This window comes from Enterobacter sp. CCUG 70166, from assembly GCF_020224095.1.
Lineage (GTDB): Bacteria > Pseudomonadota > Gammaproteobacteria > Enterobacterales > Enterobacteriaceae > Enterobacter > Enterobacter intestinihominis.
Window position 1 is genome coordinate 176,151 of record NZ_NRIQ01000011.1, and the last position, 21,874, is coordinate 198,024.

20 protein-coding genes and 1 pseudogene are annotated in these 21,874 nt (G+C 57.2%); 10 read left to right on the forward strand and 11 right to left on the reverse strand.

Annotated features, from left to right (window positions below; genetic code table 11):
• Positions 1-69: 69 nt before the first annotated feature.
• The 4 genes from sra to CKK19_RS05890 all read right to left on the reverse strand — a co-directional run bounded on the left by sra (position 70) and on the right by CKK19_RS05890 (position 2,084).
• A complete protein-coding gene (gene sra / locus CKK19_RS05875; RefSeq protein WP_023300167.1) occupies positions 70-207 on the reverse strand; it encodes a stationary-phase-induced ribosome-associated protein in 138 nt (45 codons plus the stop codon).
• 95 nt (positions 208-302) lie between these two features.
• Positions 303-518, reverse strand: coding sequence for a biofilm-dependent modulation protein (bdm, locus tag CKK19_RS05880; protein WP_022648192.1), 216 nt, complete (start codon positions 516-518; stop codon positions 303-305).
• Between the two features lie 141 nt (positions 519-659).
• Positions 660-1,181 carry a VOC family protein gene (locus CKK19_RS05885; RefSeq protein WP_023306248.1) on the reverse strand — a complete coding sequence of 174 codons (522 nt, stop codon included), beginning with the start codon at positions 1,179-1,181 and terminating at the stop codon, positions 660-662.
• A 51-nt stretch (positions 1,182-1,232) separates the two neighbouring features.
• Positions 1,233-2,084: a Vmh family MBL fold metallo-hydrolase gene (locus tag CKK19_RS05890; protein WP_063853479.1), complete on the reverse strand. Its 852-nt coding sequence runs from the start codon at positions 2,082-2,084 to the stop codon at positions 1,233-1,235.
• Positions 2,085-2,195: 111 nt separating this feature from the next.
• Here CKK19_RS05890 and CKK19_RS05895 point away from each other — a divergent pair, with 111 nt between their 5' ends.
• On the forward strand, positions 2,196-3,083 hold the full coding sequence (locus CKK19_RS05895) for a LysR family transcriptional regulator (RefSeq protein WP_074172137.1): 888 nt from the start codon (positions 2,196-2,198) through the stop codon (positions 3,081-3,083).
• 69 nt (positions 3,084-3,152) lie between these two features.
• Entirely contained in the window at positions 3,153-3,581 is a 429-nt protein-coding gene (locus CKK19_RS05900; RefSeq protein WP_003857069.1) for an OsmC family protein, read from the forward strand.
• A gap of 30 nt (positions 3,582-3,611) precedes the next feature.
• On the opposite strand, the gene CKK19_RS05905 is transcribed toward CKK19_RS05900, so the two are convergent.
• The 7 genes from CKK19_RS05905 to CKK19_RS05935 are packed head-to-tail and all read right to left on the reverse strand — an operon-like array spanning position 3,612 to position 10,440.
• Complete coding sequence (locus CKK19_RS05905; protein ID WP_023306245.1) at positions 3,612-4,538, reverse strand: ABC transporter ATP-binding protein; 927 nt, start codon at positions 4,536-4,538, stop codon at positions 3,612-3,614.
• A complete protein-coding gene (locus tag CKK19_RS05910; protein WP_063841978.1) occupies positions 4,531-5,517 on the reverse strand; it encodes an ABC transporter ATP-binding protein in 987 nt (328 codons plus the stop codon). The genes CKK19_RS05905 and CKK19_RS05910 overlap by 8 nt, the downstream gene beginning before the upstream one ends.
• A complete protein-coding gene (ddpC, locus tag CKK19_RS05915) occupies positions 5,514-6,410 on the reverse strand; it encodes a D,D-dipeptide ABC transporter permease (protein WP_022648185.1) in 897 nt (298 codons plus the stop codon). Before ddpC ends, CKK19_RS05910 begins: the two co-directional genes overlap by 4 nt.
• The gene (locus CKK19_RS05920; protein ID WP_003857077.1) at positions 6,407-7,429 is read right to left on the reverse strand and encodes an ABC transporter permease; all 1,023 of its coding nucleotides are present in this window, start codon (positions 7,427-7,429) and stop codon (positions 6,407-6,409) included. Before CKK19_RS05920 ends, ddpC begins: the two co-directional genes overlap by 4 nt.
• Positions 7,430-7,452: 23 nt before the next feature.
• Positions 7,453-8,985, reverse strand: coding sequence for an ABC transporter substrate-binding protein (locus tag CKK19_RS05925; protein WP_063853480.1), 1,533 nt, complete (start codon positions 8,983-8,985; stop codon positions 7,453-7,455).
• A gap of 15 nt (positions 8,986-9,000) precedes the next feature.
• Positions 9,001-9,573: a D-alanyl-D-alanine dipeptidase gene (ddpX, locus tag CKK19_RS05930; RefSeq protein WP_225455055.1), complete on the reverse strand. Its 573-nt coding sequence runs from the start codon at positions 9,571-9,573 to the stop codon at positions 9,001-9,003.
• Between the two features lie 12 nt (positions 9,574-9,585).
• Entirely contained in the window at positions 9,586-10,440 is an 855-nt protein-coding gene (locus tag CKK19_RS05935) for a MurR/RpiR family transcriptional regulator (RefSeq protein WP_023300159.1), read from the reverse strand.
• A 267-nt stretch (positions 10,441-10,707) separates the two neighbouring features.
• Here CKK19_RS05935 and CKK19_RS05940 point away from each other — a divergent pair, with 267 nt between their 5' ends.
• The 8 genes and pseudogenes from CKK19_RS05940 (at position 10,708) to CKK19_RS05975 (ending at position 21,690) form a co-directional block, all read left to right on the forward strand.
• Positions 10,708-12,183, forward strand: a complete 1,476-nt coding sequence (locus tag CKK19_RS05940; protein ID WP_032676226.1) for an alpha/beta hydrolase — start codon at positions 10,708-10,710, stop codon at positions 12,181-12,183.
• An 87-nt stretch (positions 12,184-12,270) separates the two neighbouring features.
• Positions 12,271-13,482: pseudogene (locus CKK19_RS05945) on the forward strand (diguanylate phosphodiesterase).
• Positions 13,483-13,570: 88 nt separating this feature from the next.
• Positions 13,571-14,467: an aminoimidazole riboside kinase gene (locus CKK19_RS05950; protein ID WP_063853482.1), complete on the forward strand. Its 897-nt coding sequence runs from the start codon at positions 13,571-13,573 to the stop codon at positions 14,465-14,467.
• A gap of 171 nt (positions 14,468-14,638) precedes the next feature.
• Positions 14,639-16,156: a carbohydrate porin gene (locus CKK19_RS05955; RefSeq protein WP_063853483.1), complete on the forward strand. Its 1,518-nt coding sequence runs from the start codon at positions 14,639-14,641 to the stop codon at positions 16,154-16,156.
• A gap of 66 nt (positions 16,157-16,222) precedes the next feature.
• Entirely contained in the window at positions 16,223-17,593 is a 1,371-nt protein-coding gene (locus CKK19_RS05960) for a sucrose-specific PTS transporter subunit IIBC (RefSeq protein WP_038416083.1), read from the forward strand.
• Entirely contained in the window at positions 17,593-18,999 is a 1,407-nt protein-coding gene (locus CKK19_RS05965; RefSeq protein ID WP_063853484.1) for a sucrose-6-phosphate hydrolase, read from the forward strand. Before CKK19_RS05960 ends, CKK19_RS05965 begins: the two co-directional genes overlap by 1 nt.
• 28 nt (positions 19,000-19,027) lie before the next feature.
• Positions 19,028-20,044 carry a LacI family DNA-binding transcriptional regulator gene (locus CKK19_RS05970; RefSeq protein WP_017693400.1) on the forward strand — a complete coding sequence of 339 codons (1,017 nt, stop codon included), beginning with the start codon at positions 19,028-19,030 and terminating at the stop codon, positions 20,042-20,044.
• A gap of 95 nt (positions 20,045-20,139) precedes the next feature.
• Complete coding sequence (locus CKK19_RS05975; protein ID WP_063853485.1) at positions 20,140-21,690, forward strand: methyl-accepting chemotaxis protein; 1,551 nt, start codon at positions 20,140-20,142, stop codon at positions 21,688-21,690.
• The last annotated feature ends 184 nt before the right edge of the window (positions 21,691-21,874 follow it).

Sequence of the window (21,874 nt, forward strand, 5' to 3'; positions counted from 1 at the left end):
AATTACCGCAACACATAAACAAAAACACCATCGGGATTACCGATGGTGTTGTGAATTTCGTGCCGGAACTTACTTGCCGGAAGGGCGTTTCCTGCCGGTGGCGTGGGTAACTTGCGTTTCGCTACCCTCCTCAATAACCACTTTACGCTGGTTAGAAAGCTTGTAGTTCAGTCCCAGAATATGGCGTGCCTGACGGTTCGATTTCATGTTAACTCCTCAATCCTGTTGATAGTTTTAAGGACAAGCTTGCTTACGCAAACGAAATGTAACCCCTTAGGTTGCAGATCCAGCTTAGCAGGTTTTTACAGAGGTGCGTTTCGCCCACTAACCACATAGTTGATGGTTTGCTGGTAGATGTCACTGAGGATGTCATTGTCCGTGGCTTCCACCCACTTGGTCAGTTCCATCAAAATGTCATCTTCAGTAACAACACCGTGCTCGGCGTGAAGACCTTGTGCGATCGCGTTAACAAGTTCCGGTTGTGCTGCTGTGGTATGTGCCGGGTAATAAGTAAACATGCTGCCTCCGTGTCGTTGTCTGTTTAATGTTACGGCGTGCAAAATCGTAATTCACATTCAGATTGGCAAATATTTTTGCCGTTGTGGTTCAGATTCGTCCTGGAATTAAAAATAACATCTCCCGTAGCACAGAAATAAAACTCAGGGTTTCCAGCGGCGTAAATTCGTGGTTTTTTCATAAGGCATGGGCGTCGGCCAGGAGATCAATTCCACAATGCTGCCCCAGGGGGTTTGACCATAGCAGAAAGCATTGCCTTCACCTTGCTCATCCGGAAAGCTAAGCGGCTTCGGCGCGGTGAACATCTCGCCGCCGGCGGCGGTGAAAGCCGCGATGGCACTATCAAAATCATCAACATAAACAGCAAAATGCTGAAGTCCAAAGTCGCTGGCGCGAGCGGGCATTCCCTGTTCAGGGCCATGCATTTCGAAAAGTTCTATGCCGGGTCCGTGCGGCATAACAAGCATGCGAATGGCATGAATTTTAGTGCCGGGAAATAATTTTAAGGTGTGTTGCTGGGCGGGCTGATCGATATTATCGGTTTCTGCATCGACAGAATGATATAAAACCTGTGCGCCGAAAGCGCGTTCAAAAAATAGGGTGGCTTTTTCAATGTCGGGCACCGTAATACCGATATGGTCAATACCCCTTACTGACGATGTCATAGTAAACTCCTGCTATAAAAAATTTAAATATAGCAGGAGATAATCAGGCTATTACCACTTCATTTCGCCGGTATTCACTTTGGCACTCAGTTCCAGCGAACTGGCTTCCGCAAGGTTCGGCCACTGTTTTTTCATCGCGATGATGACGTCGGAAGACGCTTTATGTGTCGTGAGGGCCTGTTCAAACTGCTGTAGATAGCGACGGGTAAAGTCGATAGCGCCGGTACCCGCTGGCGGTGTCCCAAGGTAGTGGCCCGGAATAACGCGTTCGGGCTTTAGGGCAGCCATGCTATCCAGCGTCTGCTGCCACTGTTTACGGCTTTCCGGCGTTTGGGTATCCGCCGTCCAGACGTGAATGCCCCATGAGACGCCCGTGCCGCCGAGGATGGTTTTGGCGGATGGGATCCAGACGTACGCCGCATAGCTTTCAGGCTCTTCAATGCTTACTCTCTCACCGTCAATCATAAAGGTGGTTGAGGCAAGCACTTGCGGCACGTAGAGCTGCGTCGGCGCGCCATCTTTCATCTGTGGAACCCAGAAGGCGAGCTTTGCGTCTTTTGTGGCCCTGATATGGTTCACCACCTGTTGCGTGGCGACAACTTTGGCATTAGGGAAGGCTTTCATCAGCGGTTGCAGGCCGAAATAGAAATCCGGATCGCCGGAAGTGATCACGATTTTGTTCAGCGTTTTACCGCTGTGGCGAATTTTTTCTACCAGCGCTTCGCCATCTTTCACGCTGAACTGGGCGTCAAACAGTACCGCCTCTTTCGGACCAGATACCAGCGTGGAAGAAACGGCAAAAATGCCTTTTTCCTGCGGGTTATACGTATCAACGGCCAACGGCGCGGCAAAGACGGCCGGAGTGAAAAGGGTTGTCAGCAAAGCAAGGCGGGCGATTGTCATGGTCAGGTCTCTGTTCTTCAGGAAAGTCTCTATTGTACGGATCTCTTCATTTGCCAGAATTCCTGAAACAGGAGATGCTTAGTTTCATAGATCGAGCAAATAGAGGTCAAAATGGATCGCGTTATTGCCGCCCAGGTGTACAACCGCATCTGTGAGCTGGGGAGTTTAAGCGCGGCGGCGCGGGCGCTGGGGATTTCCCGTCCGATGGTGAGCCGTTATCTGGAGCAGATGGAGAAGTGGGCTGGGGCGCGGCTGGTTAACCGCTCCACCCGCAAGCTGACGCTGACGGCGGCGGGGGAGAAAGTCCTGCAAAAGACGCGCACGCTATCGCAAATTTCTCAGGAAATTGAAGATCAGTCAGTGAAGGATTTACCCTCAGGCACGCTTCGCGTCGCCTGCGCGCATTTTACCGCGATGCAGATTATCGCTCCGGTGCTGCCCGAACTGTTGCAGCGTTACCCTCAACTGCGCATTGAGCTGGATGTTAACAACCATCCGGTGAGCCTGGTGGGCGAGCGAATTGACGTGGCGATCCGCATCACCGATAACCCCGAACCGGGTATGATCGCTCGCCGGTTGGGAGAGTGTCGGTCCGTGCTTTGCGCCTCGCCGCACTACCTTGCAAGCCGGGGCGTTCCAGAGGAGCTGGAAGACTTAGCCCGGCACAACTGCCTGCATTACAGCTTTTTTGCCGGTCAGTCGTGGCGTTTTTTAACGCCGGCAGGGGAGCCGGTCACGACGGCGGTCAGCGGCAATCTCAGCGCCAGCATCTCATCTCTGCTGATGGAGGCGGCGATAAATCACTGTGGTATTGCCATGCTGCCCGAGCGCGAGGCCGACGCGGCGCTACGGCAGGGAAGCCTGGTGCCGGTGCTCAGCGCCTATACGCCAAAACCGATCGGCATTTTTGGTATTTATCAGTCGCGAGACTATCAGCCTGCGGCGCAGCGTGTGTTCCTCGACGCGCTGGCAAACCACCTTGCCACGCGATCGGACTAGTCTGTCTTCCCTGCAAAATAGATTATGCGTCCTATACTTATCCCTTTGTAAGCCAAAAGGAGAGCAAGAATGACGATTCATAAGCACGGTTCAGCACACTGGTCTGGCGACATCAAACGCGGCAAAGGGACGGTATCGACCGAAAGTGGCGTCCTTAACCAGCAACCTTACGGCTTTAACACCCGCTTCGAGGGCGAGAAAGGGACTAACCCGGAAGAGCTGATTGGCGCAGCGCACGCGGCATGTTTCTCTATGGCCCTGTCGCTAATGCTGGGCGAAGCGGGTTATACCGCCGATTCCATCGATACCACGGCGGATGTCTCGCTGGATAAAACCGACAGCGGTTTTGCCATCAGCAAAGTCGCGCTGCAAAGCAAGGTGACGGTACCGGGTATCGATCCGCAGCAGTTCGACGGCATTATCCAGAAAGCCAAGGCCGGTTGCCCGGTCTCGCAGCTGTTGAAAGCGGAAATCACGCTGGATTACAAACTGAACTGATATCGGGCCGGGCGCATGCCCGGCTCATTTTTAACGGTTACGCCAGCAGCGCACGCTTCGGCTTGCGGAAGAGGGCTGGAGCTGTTGCGGCTGTTCACATCCCTGCGTCGCCAGCGAACAGCGGTCGCGGAAATAGCACCCAACGGGCAGGTGGCGATTACCCGGAAGATCGGTTTTTCGCAACGCCAGATCCTCATCCAGCGGTTCTCCGGTCCGGGGAACGGAGTCAAGTAGCAGCTGCGTATAAGGATGGCGCGGCTGACCCAGCACCTGGTTCGCCGGACCCAGTTCCACGATTTGCCCCAGATACATTACCGCCACCCGGTCGCTCATGTGCCGGACCACCGAGACGTTGTGCGAGATCAGCACGTAGGTCAGATTTCGCTGCTGTTGCAGGGCAACCAGCAAATTGAGGATCTGTGCCTGGACGGAAATATCCAGCGCGCTGGTGGGTTCATCCAGCACGATGATGTCCGGATCCGAAGAGAGCGCCCGGGCAATAGCGATGCGCTGGCGCTGTCCGCCCGAAAACGCATGCGGCAGGCGGTCAAGATATTCCGCTCGAATCCCAACCTGCTGCGCCAGCGTTTCAGCCAACTGACGACGCTCCCGTTCGCTGCGACGTTGCTGTATCCACACCGGCTCGGTGATGGTGCGCCAGACGGGTAAACGCGGATCGAGGGACGAGAGCGGGTCCTGAAATACCATCTGCATACCACCCGCCGCATTCGCGCGCTGACAGGCACCGGTACTCGGTTTGAGCATGCCCATCAGCAGCTGCGCCAGCGTGCTCTTTCCACAGCCGGATTCCCCCACAACGCCCAGCGTTTCGCCGCGATGGATCCGGAGATCCATGCCGTTAAGGGCGTGTACCTGTTCCGTCACGCGCCCCAGCCAGTTTTTGCGCGCAGGAAAATTCACATGCACGCTATCCAGTTCCAGCAGTACCTCAGACATGGCGTCTCTCCTGTTGTGGGTACCAGCAGGCAGCCTGCTGGCCTTCTGCGCCCGTGGAAATTAAGCGCGGCGTTTCGCTGCATTTCGCCCCGGCAGCAAAACAGCGTTCGCGAAAAGCACATCCGCGCGGGAGGTGGCTGAGGTTAGGTACCGTGCCGGGAATGGCCGGGAGGATCTCGCGCGGTTTACCATTTTCCGGGGCACACCGCAGCAGGCCAATCGAATAGGGGTGCACAGGATGGTGGATCAAGGTCTGCGTGCTGCCGCTTTCGATCACGCTGCCCGCGTACATAACGTACATCCGGTCACAAAGCTGCGACACCACCGCCATATCGTGACTGATAAACAGCACCGACGTTCCGCTGGCGCGCGCTTTATGTTTCAGCAGACGCAGCACCTGAAGCTGGACGGTCACATCCAGCGCGGTAGTGGGTTCATCAGCGATGATCAGCTCCGGCTCGCAGGAGAAGGCAAGGGCGATCATTACCCGCTGGCGCATACCGCCGGAAAGCTCAAACGGATAGCGATCCATTACCTGCGCCGCATCCGGGATTTGCATCTCGCCCAGCAGGGAGATCGCCTTCTGCCGCGCGTCGCGGCGGGAAAGCGACTGATGCTGGCGGATCACCTCCACCATCTGCCTGCCAATCCGGCGCGTGGGGTTAAGCGCCGTCATCGGCTCCTGAAAAATCATCGCCACCCTGGCGCCGCGCCACTGACGAAGCTGTTTTTCCGACGCGTTCAGCACATCTTCCCCGAGCAGCGTGACCCGGCCATGGTGAACATGGTAACTGCCTTCCGGCAGCAGGCGCATCGCCAGCATCGCGGTGACCGATTTTCCCGAGCCGGATTCGCCCACCACGCCGACAATTTCACCCCGGCCAATCTCCAGCGAGACGTGGTTGAGCGCGTGGACGTCACCGCGAAAAATGGGGAAGCTCAGGTGCAAATCTTCAATTGATAATACGGAATCACTCATGACTGCTTCCCTCCTGATTTGGGATCCAGCAGGTCGCGAAGACCATCGCCAAACAGATTAAAGCCAACCGCCGTGATCAGAATTGCCGCCCCCGGAAACGCGCAGTACCACCACTGGTCAAGCACGTAGTTACGCCCCACGGCCACCATTGCCCCCCATTCGGCGGTCGGCTGCTGCGCGCCTAATCCAATAAAGCCCAGCGTGGCGGCCATCAGAATGGCGCTGCCGATATCCAGCGACGCTTGTACGATCAGCGGCGGCAGGGCGTTACGCAGGATATGCCAGCTGATCAGGTGCCAGCGCGATGCGCCAAAGGTGCGGGCGGCCAGCACGTAGGTGAACTGGCGCACCACCAGCGTTTGCCCGCGTGCCAGCCGCACGTAAAACGGAATGCGTACAATCGCAATCGCCAGCATCGCGTTAAACAGGCTTGGGCCGAGCGCGGCGGCCAGGGCCATCGTCAGCACCAGCGAGGGGATGGAGAGCATAATGTCCATGATGCGCATAATGATGGCGTCGCCGCGCCCGCCAAGTACGCCGGACAAACAGCCGAGCAGCGAACCGATGCCGCCCGCAATCACCACCACCGCCAGCCCCGCTGTGATGGACTGCTGGCTGCCCACCAGCACGCGGCTGAACAGATCCCGGCCCACCTCATCGGTGCCAAACCAGTGCTGGGCTGACGGTGCCTGCAAGCGCGCGGTCAGATCCAGCGCGTTCGGATCGTGCGGGACTATCCACGGCGAGACCACCATCATCAGCAGCATCACGATCATAATGACCCCGCCGATCAGAGTGAGCGGGCTTTTGCGTAACATCCAGAACAGCTTTGCCCAGTTGATGCGCTGTTTAGCGGTGCTGACAGGGACGGGCGTTTCCTGAGTTAACATCATTCGGCACCTCCGCGCCCGATTCGCGGGTCGATCCACAGGTACAGCAGATCCACCACCAGATTAACGAAGACATAGGCCAGCGATACCACGACCGCGAAGCCCATGACGGCGGGGAAGTCCAGCGCCTGAATGGAGGTCACCACCCAGGCCCCCATTCCCGGCCAGGCAAACACGGTTTCGGTAAGGACGGCCCCGTACAGCAGATCGCCCAGCGCCAGCCCGAGAACGGTAATGGAGGGGATCATGGCGTTGGGTAAGGCGTAGCGCAGGACGATGTACCAGCCCGGCAACCCGCTCGCGCGGGCGGTACGAATATAATCCTCGCTCAGTTGCTCCAGCATCGCGGAACGTACCTGACGCGCCACAATACCCAGATGCACGAAGGCCAGGGTCAGGGAGGGTAAAATCAGGTGCTGCAGGGCGTTGAAAAACACCTCGCCGTTGCCTTCCAGCAGAGCGTCCAGCAGATAAAAACCGGTAACGTGGGCGGGCGGATCGAGCCAGTCGTCCAGCCTGCCGCCGCCGGGCAGAATTTGCAGTTGCCCGTAGAACAGAACGATAACTCCCAGTCCCAGCCAGAAGGCAGGCGTCGAGATGCCCGTCATCGCCATCAGTCGCACCAGGTGATCCAGCCAGCGGTTACGGTACACCGCCGATAAAATGCCCAGCGGCACGCCAATCACCAGCGCCAGCAGCAGGGAGCAAAAGGCAAGCTCCAGCGTAGCGGGGAAAAAAGCTTTCAAATCTTCCGCAACGGGGCGACCGGTGCGAATAGACGTGCCCAGATCGCCATGTGCCAGCGCCTCAACGTAGCGGCCAAACTGAATATAGAGTGGTTGATCCAGCCCCAGCTGCTGGCGGATGCCCTGCACGATTTCATCGCTGGCGCGATCACCGGCCAGCAGGCGGGCCGGATCGCCGGGGATCAGGTGTGAAATAATAAAAGTAATAATACAGACACCGGCCACCACCAGGATTAACCCCCAGCAGCGCTGGCGCACAATGCTCCAGAACGTCATACACTTCCCCCCGGCGTGGGCCGTTACTTACTCATGGTGGCGATGTTAAAGACCTGCTCAAGCATCGGATTAAAGGTGAAGCCTTTGACCTCTTTGTTCATCGCCAGCTGGTAGTTCTTCTGGAACAGATAAACGTAAGCCGCCTCGTCAATCACCACTTTCTGCGCCTGCTGGTAATCTTTGGTGCGTTCCGCCTGAACGGTGGTTTTCAGTGCCGCCTGCAACAGCGCATCGACCTCTTTGTTCTCATAGAATGAGCGGTTCCCCGGCAGCCCTTTTTTGTCCGATTCGAACCAGTAGTTCATGAACATGTACGGGTCAGCGAAGTCTGGGCTCCAGTTACCAATCGCAATGTCATAATCACCTTTGCCGACGCGGTCGCGCATGGTGGCGTTCGCCAGTTTCTCGAGCTTGACGTTAATCCCCAGCTTGCCCAGGCTCGCCTGCGTGGAGAGGGCGATAGGCTCCCAGTTCGGGTCGTTATCGGAATAGAGGAACGTCAGGCTGGCAGGTTTATCTTTGACTTTCTCCAGCGCCGCTTTGGCTTTGGCCTCGTCAAAGCTGTACTGCATGGCGTTCGCATCGAAGCCCCACATGCCCTCCGGGATCGGGCCGCGCATCTGCTTGCCGTTCCCGCTGAGAATGCCTTTCACCATCCCCTGGTAATCGGTCGCCCAGGAGACCGCGCGGCGCAAATCCACCTGATTCATTGGAGGCTTACTGTTGTTCAGATAGAGGTAGGTCACCCGCAGGGACGGGTATTCCGCCACGGCCACTTTGCCTTCCTGCTTCAGAGCAGCAAGCTGATCCACCGGCAGGGCGTCGGCGATATCCAGATCGCCACGGGAAAGTTGCAGGCGACGCGAGGCGCTTTCACCGATAATCTTCACCGAGACGCGCTTAAAGTGCGGCTTTTCACCTGGCCAGTGTGGGTTGGGCACCATCACCAGCTGTTGACCTTTCCGCCAGCTTTTCAGCATAAACGGTCCGGAACCCGCGGTGTTTTGCGCCAGGAAACCGCGTGCGTCGTCGGCGGCATTGGCCTTCAGCACCGCCGGGTTGACGATCGACGCGCCGTCATTGGCCAGCGTGTAGAGGAACGGGGCAAACGGCTGGCTGAGGGTGAATTTCACCGTATGCTCATCCACCGCGTCCACTTTCAAATCTTTCGGGAACGCTTCGGAAGGTCCCTGGTTGATTTTAAGCAGACGTTCAAACGACAGCTTGACCGCTTCGGCGGTCACCGGCGTGCCGTCGGCGAATTTTGCATTATCTGCCAGGGTGAACGTCCACACTTTCTGGTCGTCTGACGCCTTCCAGCCCGTCGACAGATCGCCTTCCACCTCCGTGGTGCCAGGCTTGTATTTCACCAGACGCTGGTACGAGGGGTAGGTCACCGTCCAGTCGTTGTTATCGATAGTGACCGCCGGATCCAGCGTTTGCGGATCGGCAGCTTTCCCTATCACCAGCATATCTTTTGGCACCGCCGCCAGAGCGGGAAGGGTGCTCAGGGCGAGCGTAGCGGCAATCAGGGTAGTAAGCAGCGTTGTTTTCATGGCCGGGCTCCAGAATTACAGTGAGTGTGTGGTCGGATAACAGGCGAACTGGTCATCTAACAGCGGATAGCTGGCGGCGTTCGGCAGCTCGAAATGCCACCACTCGCTGCTGATGCCCACAAAACCGCCGCCGTACATAACGGCGTTCAGGAGCAGACGATTTCGCTGCGCCTCGGGCGGAACGGAAGGGTGCCAGGCATGAGAACGGTCGTGCATTTCGTCAAACCCGGCGCCCATATCCAGCACGTTGTCGTGTTCATCCATCAGCGTGACGTCAATGGCAGTGCCCCGGCTGTGGTTCGAGCCAATCGCGACATCCACCACGTATTCCGGATTGGGGCAGGCATCCCAGAGTTGCGCCTGTGCCTGCTGCGGGCGATAGGCGTCGTAGACCACCAGCTTCAAACCGGCCAGCGCGGCGATACTGATCGATTTCGCCAGCGCGGTGGCGGCATCCGTGTGCAGCAGGCACGCGGCGTGCTGATGGATCGGGCGGCCGGTAATGTTATCGGCGGTCGCGTATTTCAGATCGATATGCAGCGTGGGAAAAGTTTTCGCCACATCAATCAGTTGACTCTCTTCAGGCATAGCTCCGCTCCTTTAGCGTTCAAATTGACCAAATTCTTGTTGTAGTTGTCGGTTGATTGCCAGACGTTCCGGCAGCGCTTCCCCCAGTGCCTCCACGACGCCCGACAGCAGCAGGTTGAACAGACAGCTCACCGGCGCCAGCGAGTCCCAGAAATGGCCGGTATCGGTCTTCACCTGGAGTAAATCAATCGGGTAATCCCGCGCCCACGGGCACCAGATATCGGTGATCAGCGCCATCGCCAGGCCTTTTTCGCTCGCCACGCGGCAGTACTGGCGGGCAATGGCGGAGTAGGCGCGGGTATCGGTCAGCACGATATACGGGTTAGCAAAGCCGGAGTTAAGCGACTCCACCCAGCTACCGGAGAGCCCTTCGGAATAGCTTACCCGCGGGCGCAGATACTCCAGATGGCTGAAGAACGCATTGGCGATCCCGCGCGTGGACTGGATCCCCAGCACGAAGACGGCGTCGGCATGGGAAAGTTGCTGGACCACCTGCCTGAACGTTTCGCTTTGCGCCAGCTGGTAGACATGGGCAATGGCATCCACCTCCAGCGACAGGGAGTGCTGAAGGCGATCCGACAGCGGCTGTTGCTGTTTCCAGGAGTCCAGACGCTCGTTAATGCCCCAGGGCTGATGGGGATCGCGCAGGCTTTTTTTGGCGTCATCAAGGTTGCGATAGCCCAGCTTGCGCAGAAAGCGTCCGACGGTGATCCCGCTGGTGGCCGTGGCCAGCGCCACGCTCTCAGCCGTTTCAAAGGGGATCTGCCCGACGTGCGCCAGCATCCAGCTTGCCACCCGCTTTTCGCTCGGGGTGAGCTGGCTGAAGGTCGCTTCGATACGGCTCAACACCTCAGGTTTGGTCGTCATACCGCCTCGCTGTTAACTGGCTGTCAAAGGCCGGGTTTCTGTTATCAGATTAACAATGCAGGACGCGTGCCATGTTCACATTGCGGCGAAAACGCGCTGTGCAGCAAAGTTAATGCAATATTTGTTTAACAGATGCTCAACATTTGTGCAGCGTAGTTCACTTTTGGTGCAGTGTCCGGCCTGAGCGATATCTATTTGGTGAATACGACAGCCTCTTCACATTTTTTGGTAAGATGAAAGCTCTGTGGATAAGAGAGGGAGCCTTACATGGCGAATTTGCCCTGGCGGGTCAGCGTGCGCCTGATGGCTCTCGCAAAAAAAATAGCGATGGTCATCGGGATCATTGTGCTCGTTCTGCTGGCGGTGCGGGTTTATCTCTCGCAGCAGGGGCCGGCCCTGCATCACTGGCATACATGGCGGGCTGACGAAATGTCCGTGCAGGAGATGGATAACGCGACCTTCGCAGCCTATGTCGCGCGGGAAAACGCCATCTTCACCGCTCTTGATGCTGAGGTGACGGCGAAAGTCACCCCCGCAGAGCGCACGCCGCTGAACCGCTATTACCGTCAGAGCCTGGTGTGGCCAGGACACTTTACTCCGGATGCAAACCGGTCGTTTGTGCTGATGCCTGCCGGAAAGCCGCGCGGGGCGGTAGTGTTGTTGCACGGTCTGACGGATTCGCCCTACAGCGTCAGGCGTCTGGCTGTGAATTATCAAAAGCACGGCTTTGTGGCCGTAGTACCTCGTTTGCCCGGACACGGCACGGCGCCGGGTGCGTTGACAGACGTTGACTGGGAGGCGTGGCTGGCAGCTACGCGCCTTGCGGTTCGTGAAGCAACACGCCTGACGGGGAACGATCTCCCCCTGCACCTGGTGGGCTATTCCAACGGCGGTGCGCTGGCGATGAAATACGCCCTCGACGCCCTTGATGCGCCTGAACTGCGTAAACCTCAGCAGATCGTGTTGCTCTCACCGATGATTGGCGTCACGGCGTTTGCGCGCTTTGCCGGATTCGCCGGGCTACCGGCTATGTTACCGGCGTTTGCCAAAGCCGCGTGGCTCAACATTTCGCCGGAATATAATCCTTATAAATACAATTCGTTCCCGGTGAATGCGGCACGTCAGTCCTGGCTGCTTACCCGGGCGCTGCATGAGCAGATAAACCGCGATGTTCATGATCACAAACTAACGCAGCTTCCGCCGGTACTGGCGTTTCAGTCGGTCATGGATTCAACGGTCAGTACCCGCGCCGTAGTCAGCGGGCTGTTTGACCAGCTTCCGGCAAATGGCAGCGAACTGGTGGTATTTGACATCAATCAGGCCGGGAGTTTCCGTCCACTGTTCAGGCCATCATCCTGGACGGCGGTGGCTGACCTGCTGCCCGAGGCGAAAAGACGTTACAGTGTCACAATTGTGACCAATGCCAGCCCCGACAGGTTTGATATGGTGGCAAAGACAACGCCAGCGGGCAGCACCCGGGAAACGGTGACGCCGCTGTCGGTCTCGTATCCGCAGGAAGTTTATTCCCTGTCGCATATTGCCATTCCGTTCCCGCCTGAAGACGATCTGTATGGCCGCCATCCTGAGGTGAAAAACCGCTATGGAATCAGTCTCGGGACGATAGCCCTGTGGGGAGAAACATCGGTTCTGAGTGTCGGCAAAGATGCGCTGATGCGCGTGACGTCGAATCCGTTCTACGACTATATGCAGACGCGGATCGACAGCCGTATCGGGGAGAATTAAGCCCGACGTGGAATAGATTAGGTCACACCGGGGAACTGTGTTAAACAATACCGTTCAGGCGTATACCCCATACCGGACCCCGTTTCTGTGCTGACAACTCTCATTTATCGAAGCCAGCTGAGCTTAACCTGCACCTCCGCAGCGTTAAGCGCGCTGGTTGAACAGGCCAGGATCCGTAATACGGAGCAGGGCATCTCAGGCATTCTTCTCTCCCGTGGACGTGACGTTCTGCAAATTCTCGAAGGCACGGAACAGAGCGTCGTCGCGCTTTTTAACACCATCCGTGCGGATGACCGGCATACCGGCGTGGTGGAGCTGATGCGCGATTACGGCCCGCGCAGACGTTTCGAAGACGTGGGAATGCTGCTGTTTGACCTGGATGTTCAGACCCCGAAAGCGGTTCTGGCGTCGGTTCTGCATTACAGCAAGCTGGAAAGCTATCTGACTTCTGAGGATCGGGTCTTCAAATTTATTCAGACCTTTATCACCGGCAAAACCGCTATCCCACCCGCTTCGGACTATGAGCCTGATAAATGGACGCTTTCGCGAGAGCGCGCGCCGTTTGGTAAAGGGTTAGGTCTGCTGGCGGGACAGCCCTGCCAGTTTGCGCTGCAACCCATTGTCGAGCCGTCCGAAGGCAAAATCAGTTCTCTCGAAGCGCTTATACGCGGAAACGACGGCGGCAGCCCGGAGCATTTCTTCCATAGTCTCGATCGTGAACAGATTTACGAAGTCGACCTGCAAACCAAAGCCTGGACCTTTGCGCTGGCGCAAAAGCTCGGCATCGGCAGCCACAAACTGGCGGTGAACCTGCTGCCAATGTCGCTGGTTAACGTGCCGGGCGCGGTAGAGTTCCTGGTAACGCAGATCAAAAAGCACAATCTACAGCCAGAGCAGGTGGTCATTGAAGTCACTGAGAACGAGATGATATCCGGCTTTAACCAGTTTAACAGCGCCATTAAACAGCTGCGGGCGGAAGGGGTTGGGCTGGCAATAGATGATTTTGGTTCCGGCTATGCCGGTCTGTCGCTGCTCACCCGGTTCCAGCCGGATAAGCTCAAAATCGACAGGGAGATCGTCAGCGATATTCACCAGAGCGGACCCAAGCAGGCGATTGTGAAGTCGATAATCAGCTGCTGCACTGATCTGGAGATTACGCTGGTCGCAGAAGGCATTGAGAAGGTAGAAGAGTAGTGCTGGCTTGAATCCGCCGGTATTCGCCGCTTCCAGGGCTTTTTGTTCGCCCGCCCGCAGCTCAATGGCGTGGGTGATATCCACTGGCCCCAACGGGTAGGTTAAGCAAATTTTCCCTCGCCATATTTCCCCGACACCCTGCCTGTGTTTAAATAGCTAAACCGGTTTAACATGATTTAGCTAAGAAGGTGATATGGAGACGATCTGGGTACTTGGCGATGCAGTGGTGGATCTGTTGCCCGACGGAGAGGGCAAACTGCTGCAATGTCCTGGCGGCGCACCGGCCAACGTTGCGGTAGGGGTAGCGCGTCTGGGAGGCAGAAGCGCCTTTATAGGCCGGGTGGGCGACGACCCCTTCGGGCGCTTTATGCAAAAAACGCTTGCGGATGAGCAGGTTAATACAGAATGGCTGCGCCTGGACCCGCAGCATCGCACCTCCACGGTGGTGGTGGATCTCGATAACGACGGTGAACGTTCCTTTACCTTTATGGTTCGCCCGAGCGCTGATTTATTCCTCGACTCTGCCGATCTCCCGCCATTCCGCGCCGGGGAGTGGCTGCACGTCTGCTCTATCGCGCTCAGCGCCGAACCCAGCCGTTCCGCGACGTTTCAGGCGATGTCCGCTATCAGACTGGCGGGGGGATTCGTCAGCTTTGACCCCAATATCCGCGCCGATCTCTGGCACGATGAAGTCGAGCTGCGTCAGTGTCTTGAGCGGGCATTAGCCTGTGCAGATGTGGTGAAAATCTCGGTGGAAGAGCTGGCGTTCTTGACCGGAAATGCGCAGGTCCATGAGGGGCTGGCGGAGCTAATGCGCACCTGTCCGGCCAGGCTGGTGCTGGTGACGCAGGGAAAAGAGGGCGTGACCGCCTGGCAGGGAGGCGCGTTGACGCACTATCCTGCATCACCCGTGGAATGCATTGATACCACCGGTGCGGGGGATGCTTTCGTCGCCGGGCTGCTGTTCGGTCTGGCATGTCATGGCCAGGCCCGGCTCTCAGAGGTCATCACGTTAGCGCAGCGCTGCGGAGCGCAGGCGACAACCGCAAAAGGGGCCATGACCGCGCTGCCTTATCATCACGAACTGTAATTCACGTCGCCAGGCCTCCGGTCGGGGGCCTGAATTGTCGCCTCGATCACACTTACTAAAACGGTTTAGCAAAAAACGTTGCCGATTCAAAATTTAACGGTTTAGTATCACTCACCTAAACCGGTTTAGCAATTTAGCACATTTACCGATAGTTATTAGGGATGCGACAAAATGTATAAAAAACGCAGACTTGCCGTGATGATAGGCATGCTGGCCGGCTGTACCTCTGTTTTTGCCCAGACGGATATGACCCGTATCGAAGCGCGCCTGGCAGCGCTGGAGCAGCGTTTGCAGGAGGCGGAAACCCGTGCGCAGGTTGCTGAAAAACGCGCCACGGCAGCGGAACAGAAAACGCAGCAACTGGTGGCTGCACAGCAGGAAGCGCAAACCTCCACACAGGCGGTGGCGCAACGTACCACGGCGCTGGAAGAGAAAGCCGATCGGACAGGCGGTTTTGAGTTTCACGGTTACGCCCGTTCCGGCCTGCTGATGAACGACGCGGCCTCCAGCAGCAAAAGCGGCCCTTATCTGACGCCCGCCGGGGAAACGGGCGGGGCCATTGGGCGTCTGGGGAACGAAGCGGATACCTACGTTGAGCTGAATGTTGAGCACAAACAGACGCTGGAGAATGGTGCGACGACGCGCTTTAAGGCGATGCTGGCCGACGGTCAGAAAACCTATAACGACTGGTCGGCAGACAGCAGCGACCTGAACATTCGTCAGGCCTTTGCCGAGCTGGGCAATTTGCCGGACGTTACCGGTGCGCTGAAAGGCAGCACCTTCTGGGCGGGTAAGCGTTTTGACCGCGACAACTTCGACATTCACTGGCTGGATTCCGACGTGGTATTTCTCGCCGGGACCGGCGGCGGCGTCTACGACGTGAAGTGGAACGATACGCTGCGCAGTAACTTCTCCCTTTATGGCCGTAATTTCGGCAGCGAAGAGGAGATCGACAACAACGTCCAGAACTACATCTTAAGCATGAACCACTTCGCCGGGCCGGTGCAGTTGATGGTCAGCGGCTTACGGGCAAAAGATAATGACGACCGTAAGGACAGCAACGGCGATCCGATTAAAACCGATGCGGCGAATAACGGGGTGCATGCGTTGGTGGGTCTGCATAACGAGAGCTTCTACGGCCTGCGGGAAGGTTCCGCCAAAACGGCGCTGCTTTACGGCCACGGTCTGGGGGCCGAGGTGAAAAGCATTGGTGCTGACGGCGCATTGCTGTCAGAAGCCGATACCTGGCGTTTTGCAAGTTACGGTGTCACGCCGCTGGGCGGTGGCTGGCACATTGCGCCCGCCGTACTCGCGCAAAGCAGTAAGGACCGCTACGTGAAGGGCGACAGCTATGAGTGGGTCACGCTCAATACGCGTCTGATCAAAGAGGTGACCCAGAATTTCGCCCTCGCGTTCGAGGGCAGTTATCAATACATGGATTTAAACCCGGAAGGCTACAAGGATCGCAATGCGGTTAACGGTAGCTTCTACAAGCTAACCTTTGCCCCGACGTTAAAGGCGGGCAAGATTGGCGATTTCTTCAGCCGTCCGGAGCTGCGCCTGTTCGCCACCTGGATGGACTGGAGCAGCAAGCTGGATAACTACGCCAGCGATGACGCCTTTGGCAGCAGCGGCTTCAACGCGGGCGGGGAATGGAACTTTGGGGTGCAGATGGAAACCTGGTTTTAACCCTTCACGCTCCCGCATTGCGGGGGCGTTTCGAACATCATAAAAAGAGGTCAGGAAGAGGTATCTATGGATTTTAATCATATTGCGCGCGAGCTGATTCCGCTGCTCGGTGGCAAAGAGAACATTGCCAGCGCGGCACATTGCGCCACGCGCCTTCGTCTGGTGCTGGTCGATGATGCGCTTGCCGACCAGCAGGCTATCGGCAAGGTTGAAGGCGTGAAAGGCTGTTTTCGAAATGCCGGGCAGATGCAGGTGATCTTCGGCACAGGGGTGGTGAATAAGGTTTACACCGCGTTTATTCAGGCGGCAGGGATTAGCGAGTCCAGTAAATCGGAAGCGGCGGATATTGCAGCCCGCAAGCTGAACCCGTTCCAGCGCATCGCGCGTCTGCTCTCCAACATCTTCGTGCCGATTATTCCGGCGATCGTGGCCTCGGGTCTGCTGATGGGCCTGCTCGGGATGGTTAAAACCTACGGCTGGGTTAATCCGGATAACGCGCTCTATATCATGCTGGATATGTGCAGCTCGGCGGCGTTTATTATTCTGCCGATCCTGATTGGCTTCACCGCCGCGCGGGAGTTTGGCGGCAACCCGTATCTGGGCGCAACGCTCGGCGGCATCCTGACTCATCCGGCGCTGACCAACGCCTGGGGCGTAGCATCCGGCTTCCACACCATGAACTTCTTCGGTCTTGAAATCGCCATGATTGGCTATCAGGGAACCGTCTTCCCGGTACTGCTGGCGGTGTGGTTTATGAGCATTGTGGAAAAACAGCTTCGCCGGGCGATCCCGGATGCGTTAGATCTGATCCTGACGCCGTTCCTGACCGTCATTATCTCCGGCTTTATCGCGCTGTTGATCATTGGCCCGGCGGGACGCGCGCTGGGCGACGGGATCTCCTTTATTCTTAGCACCCTGATTGCCCACGCGGGCTGGCTGGCCGGGCTGTTGTTTGGTGGGCTCTATTCGGTGATTGTCATTACCGGCATTCACCACAGCTTCCACGCTATTGAGGCCGGACTGCTGGGTAACCCGTCGATTGGCGTGAACTTCCTGCTGCCGATCTGGGCGATGGCGAACGTGGCGCAGGGCGGGGCGTGTCTGGCGGTGTGGTTCAAAACCCGTGATGCCAAAATCAAAGCCATTACCTTACCGTCGGCGTTTTCCGCGATGCTGGGCATCACCGAAGCGGCAATTTTTGGCATCAACCTGCGTTTCGTGAAGCCGTTTATCGCGGCGCTGATCGGTGGTGCGGCGGGCGGTGCCTGGGTGGTGTCTGTGCATGTCTACATGACCGCCGTTGGCCTGACGGCGCTTCCCGGTATGGCGATCGTTCAGGCCAGCTCGCTGCTCAACTATATTATCGGCATGGTGATTGCCTTTGGCGTGGCGTTCACCGTCTCTCTGCTGCTGAAATATAAAACGGACTCTGAATAATGACCTTACCTTCCCGCTGGCCTGCCGTGTTGCAGGCCGTGATGCAAGGCCAGCCGCGTGCGCTGGCGGACAGCCACTATCCGCAGTGGCATCCTGCGCCGGTGACGGGGCTGATGAACGATCCGAACGGCTTTATCTGGTTTGCCGGACGTTACCATCTGTTTTATCAGTGGAACCCGCTGGGCTGCGATCATCGCTACAAGTGCTGGGGACACTGGAGCTCAGCAGATCTGGTGCACTGGCAGCACGAGCCAATGGCGCTGATGCCTGACGAAGAGTATGACCGCAATGGCTGTTACTCCGGCAGCGCCGTGGATAACAACGGCGTGCTGACCCTGTGCTATACCGGCAACGTTAAGTTTGACGATGGCGGCCGCACCGCCTGGCAGTGTCTGGCGGTGCAAAATGACGACGGCACGTTTGCCAAACTGGGACCGGTGTTGCCCCTGCCGGACGGGTATACCGGGCACGTCCGCGACCCGAAAGTGTGGCGCCATGACGGGCAGTGGTACATGGTGCTCGGGGCGCAGGATCAGCATAAGCGCGGCAAGGTGCTGCTGTTTACGTCAGCCGATTTGCACACCTGGGCGTCCTGCGGCGAAATCGCCGGTCACGGCGTCAACGGACTCACGGATGCGGGCTATATGTGGGAGTGCCCGGATCTGTTTGCGCTTGATGGCACACACGTCTTGATCTGCTGCCCGCAGGGGCTGGCGCGCAAACCGCATCGCTATCTCAACACCTATCCGGCCGTCTGGATGAGTGGGGCATTTGATTATCAAACGCCTGCATTTGCGCACGACGAATTGCATGAGCTTGATGCCGGTTTCGAATTTTACGCGCCGCAAACCACGGTGGCAGAAGACGGCCGCCGCATCCTCATCGGCTGGATGGGCGTGCCGGACGGCGAAGAGATGCTCCAGCCTACACGGGTGCACGGCTGGATCCACCAGATGACCTGTCCGCGCGAGCTGCGCTACCGCGACGGTAAGCTCTGGCAAACGCCGGTCCGAGAGCTGGAAACGCTGCGCGAGGATGAACATCACTGGCAGGGACGCGCCAGCGATGCCCCGGTGCTGGAGGGAACGCGTCTTGAGTTCGAACTGAGCGCATCGTGCGTAAACGTGGATTTTGCCGGCGCGTTGCGGCTGATTGTGGATGATGCGGGGATCCGTCTGGAACGCGCCAGCCTGGAAACCGGAGAGACGTTGACCCGCTACTGGCAGGGCTCTGTTCATCATTTATGCGTGCTGTGTGACCGTTCCAGCGTCGAAATTTTCATCAATCACGGTGAAGGCGTCATGAGCAGCCGCTATTTTCCTGACCATCCGGCCCAGGTTCGCTTCGAAGGTGCGTCCGACATCACATTACGCTACTGGTCGCTGCGCAGCTGCATGATAGAATAGGGGTTTTGGCAGCCGGATCTAAGTCGTTGTGAGAAAAACAAAACGCGTCACCATTAAAGATATCGCGGAGCTGGCGGGGGTATCAAAAGCCACCGCCAGTCTGGTTCTGAACGGCCGCAGCAAAGAGCTTCGGGTGGCGGAGGAGACACGCGAGCGTGTGCTGGCGATTGCCAAAGAACATCATTATCAGCCCAGTATTCACGCCCGTTCGTTGCGGGACAACCGCAGCCACACCATTGGTCTGGTGGTGCCGGAAATCACCAACTACGGGTTTGCCGTTTTTTCTCATGAGCTGGAGACCCTCTGCCGTGAGGCGGGTGTTCAGCTGCTGATCTCCTGTAGCGATGAAAATCCGGGCCAGGAGACGGTGGTGGTCAATAACATGGTGGCCCGCCAGGTGGACGGGCTGATTGTCGCCTCCAGCATGCTCAACGACGCGGATTATCAAAAGCTGAGCGAGCAGTTGCCCGTTGTGCTCTTTGACCGTCATATGAACGACAGTTCTCTGCCGCTGGTCCTCACCGATTCAATTACCCCGACCGCCACGCTGGTGGCCGACATTGCGCGCCAGCATCCGGATGAGTTCTACTTCCTCGGCGGCCAGCCGCGGCTTTCCCCGACGCGTGACCGTCTGGAAGGGTTTAAGCAGGGGCTGCGTGACGCTGGCGTCGAGCTACGTCCGGAGTGGATTATTCATGGTAATTACCATCCGAGCTCCGGCTACGAAATGTTTGCCGAACTTTGCGCGCGCCTGGGCCGCCCGCCAAAAGCCCTTTTTACCGCCGCCTGCGGTCTGCTGGAAGGGGTGTTGCGCTATATGGGGCAACATAATCTGCTGCAAAGCGATATGCGTCTGGCCAGCTTTGACGATCACTATCTCTATGATTCTCTGACCATTCCTGTCGATACCGTTCGTCAGGATAACCGTCAGCTCGCCTGGCACTGCTTTGATCTGATTGGCAAACTGATTGAAGGGGAAACGCCGGAGCCAATCCAGCGTAAACTGGATGCCACACTGCAACGGCGATACAAGGCCGTGGAGTGACAGGGTAACGTCTGACGGATATATCAATAACTTTAATTAATTAAAGATCGGATTCAGCCGATAACCAAAGGGAAATTATATCCCTGAGGTGTGTTATGTCGTTGAAAAAATCATCCCTGATTATCCTGTTTTCCCTGCTTTTCTTCTTTGTGGCCAGCACCATCACCAGCGTTGGGCTCATCATTAAAAGTAATACTTCACTGGATAATGTGAACAAAGAAATTCAGGTGGTCCTGTCCATTATTGATCCCATTAACCATAGCCGAACCCTGCGCGTCAGGGTTATGGAGTATGTAAAAATGGTGGAAGCGGGGGACGCCACCGACTCGTCTGCGAAACTGGTCTCGGTTAAAGAGGCGCTGACCAAAGCCGATAGTGCATTTTCGGCGTTTATGGCCTCGCCGCGTTTGCAGGACGAAGCCCCGCTGGTCACTGCCTACCAGCAAGCGTGGCAAAATTACCGTAACCAGGGACTGGCACCGCTGATTGCCGCTGCCGCCGCTCACGATGTGTCGCGGTTCAACGCTCTTATTCCCGTGGTGTCTCAACTCGATCGCCAATATGAAATTGTGCTCGATCAGGTTCTCTCCGTTCACCAGAAGTACGCCAAAACGCTGAACGAGGATGCGAGCCATAATTTTGTGTCGGGTCTGGTTATTATCGCCTGCATTGCGGTGCTGTTCGTGGTGGTGATCCTCGTCGTCAGCCTGCTGATGAAACGCGTGGTCTTTGCGCCAGTGAACCTGGCGCGCGAGCACTGTCGACAGATTGCGGCCGGGAAGCTGGACGTACCGGTACCGATCAAGCGTGATTCCGGGAATGAAATCGATCACCTGATGTCCTCGATGGAGCAGATGCGCCAGGCGCTGCTCTCCACCATTTCTCAGGTGCGCGATGCCAGCCACACCGTAACGCATGCGGCGCAGGAAATTGCCTCCGGCAATATCGACCTGGCCTCCCGTACCGAGCAACAGGCTTCTGCCCTGACCCAGACGGCCGCCAGCATGGAAGAGCTGAGCGCGACGGTGGCGAATAATACCGATAACGTTTTCCAGGCCGGTAAGCTGGTGCAGGATGCCGTGAAAAATGCCCATACCGGTGAAGCGGTAACCCGTGAAGTCATCGAAACGATGAATACTATCGCGTCCAACTCGAAGCGTATTGAGGACATCACCAGCGTCATCAACAGTATTGCTTTCCAGACTAATATTCTGGCGCTGAACGCGGCCGTTGAAGCGGCGCGTGCCGGTACTCAGGGGCGAGGATTTGCCGTGGTGGCAAGTGAAGTGCGCACCCTGGCCCAGAAAAGCGCGGTGGCGGCGAAGGATATCGAAAGCCTTATCGCCCAGTCTGTTTCCAGCGTGAAAAACGGTGCGGAACTGGTGAATCGTTCGGGAGAGGTGATTGATTCTATTATCAGCTCTGTGAATAAAGTGCATACGCTGATGGAACAGATTTCGGTTGCCTCAGAAGAGCAGAGCCGTGGAATTGGTCAGGTTGGGCAGGCCGTAACGGAGATGGACGGTGTGACCCAGCAGAACGCGGCGCTGGTGCAGCAATCCGCCGCAGCCGCGGCCTCGCTGGAGGAGCAGGCGCAGCAGCTGTCGCAGAGTATTTCGAGTTTTCGTCTGCCGGCAATTGCGTGATTAAATGAGGAAGGCTCCTGTTGGAGCCTTTTTAATGTCTGCATTCAGCCGCTGCACAATCTCCTTCAGCCATTACTGTTATCCGTACAAAGCCGCTATCACATAAATTTTATCTTTCCCCGGCAATATTTCTGTTCCTCATCCGTCTACCTCATCAGAGACCATAATCATTCAACATAAACGA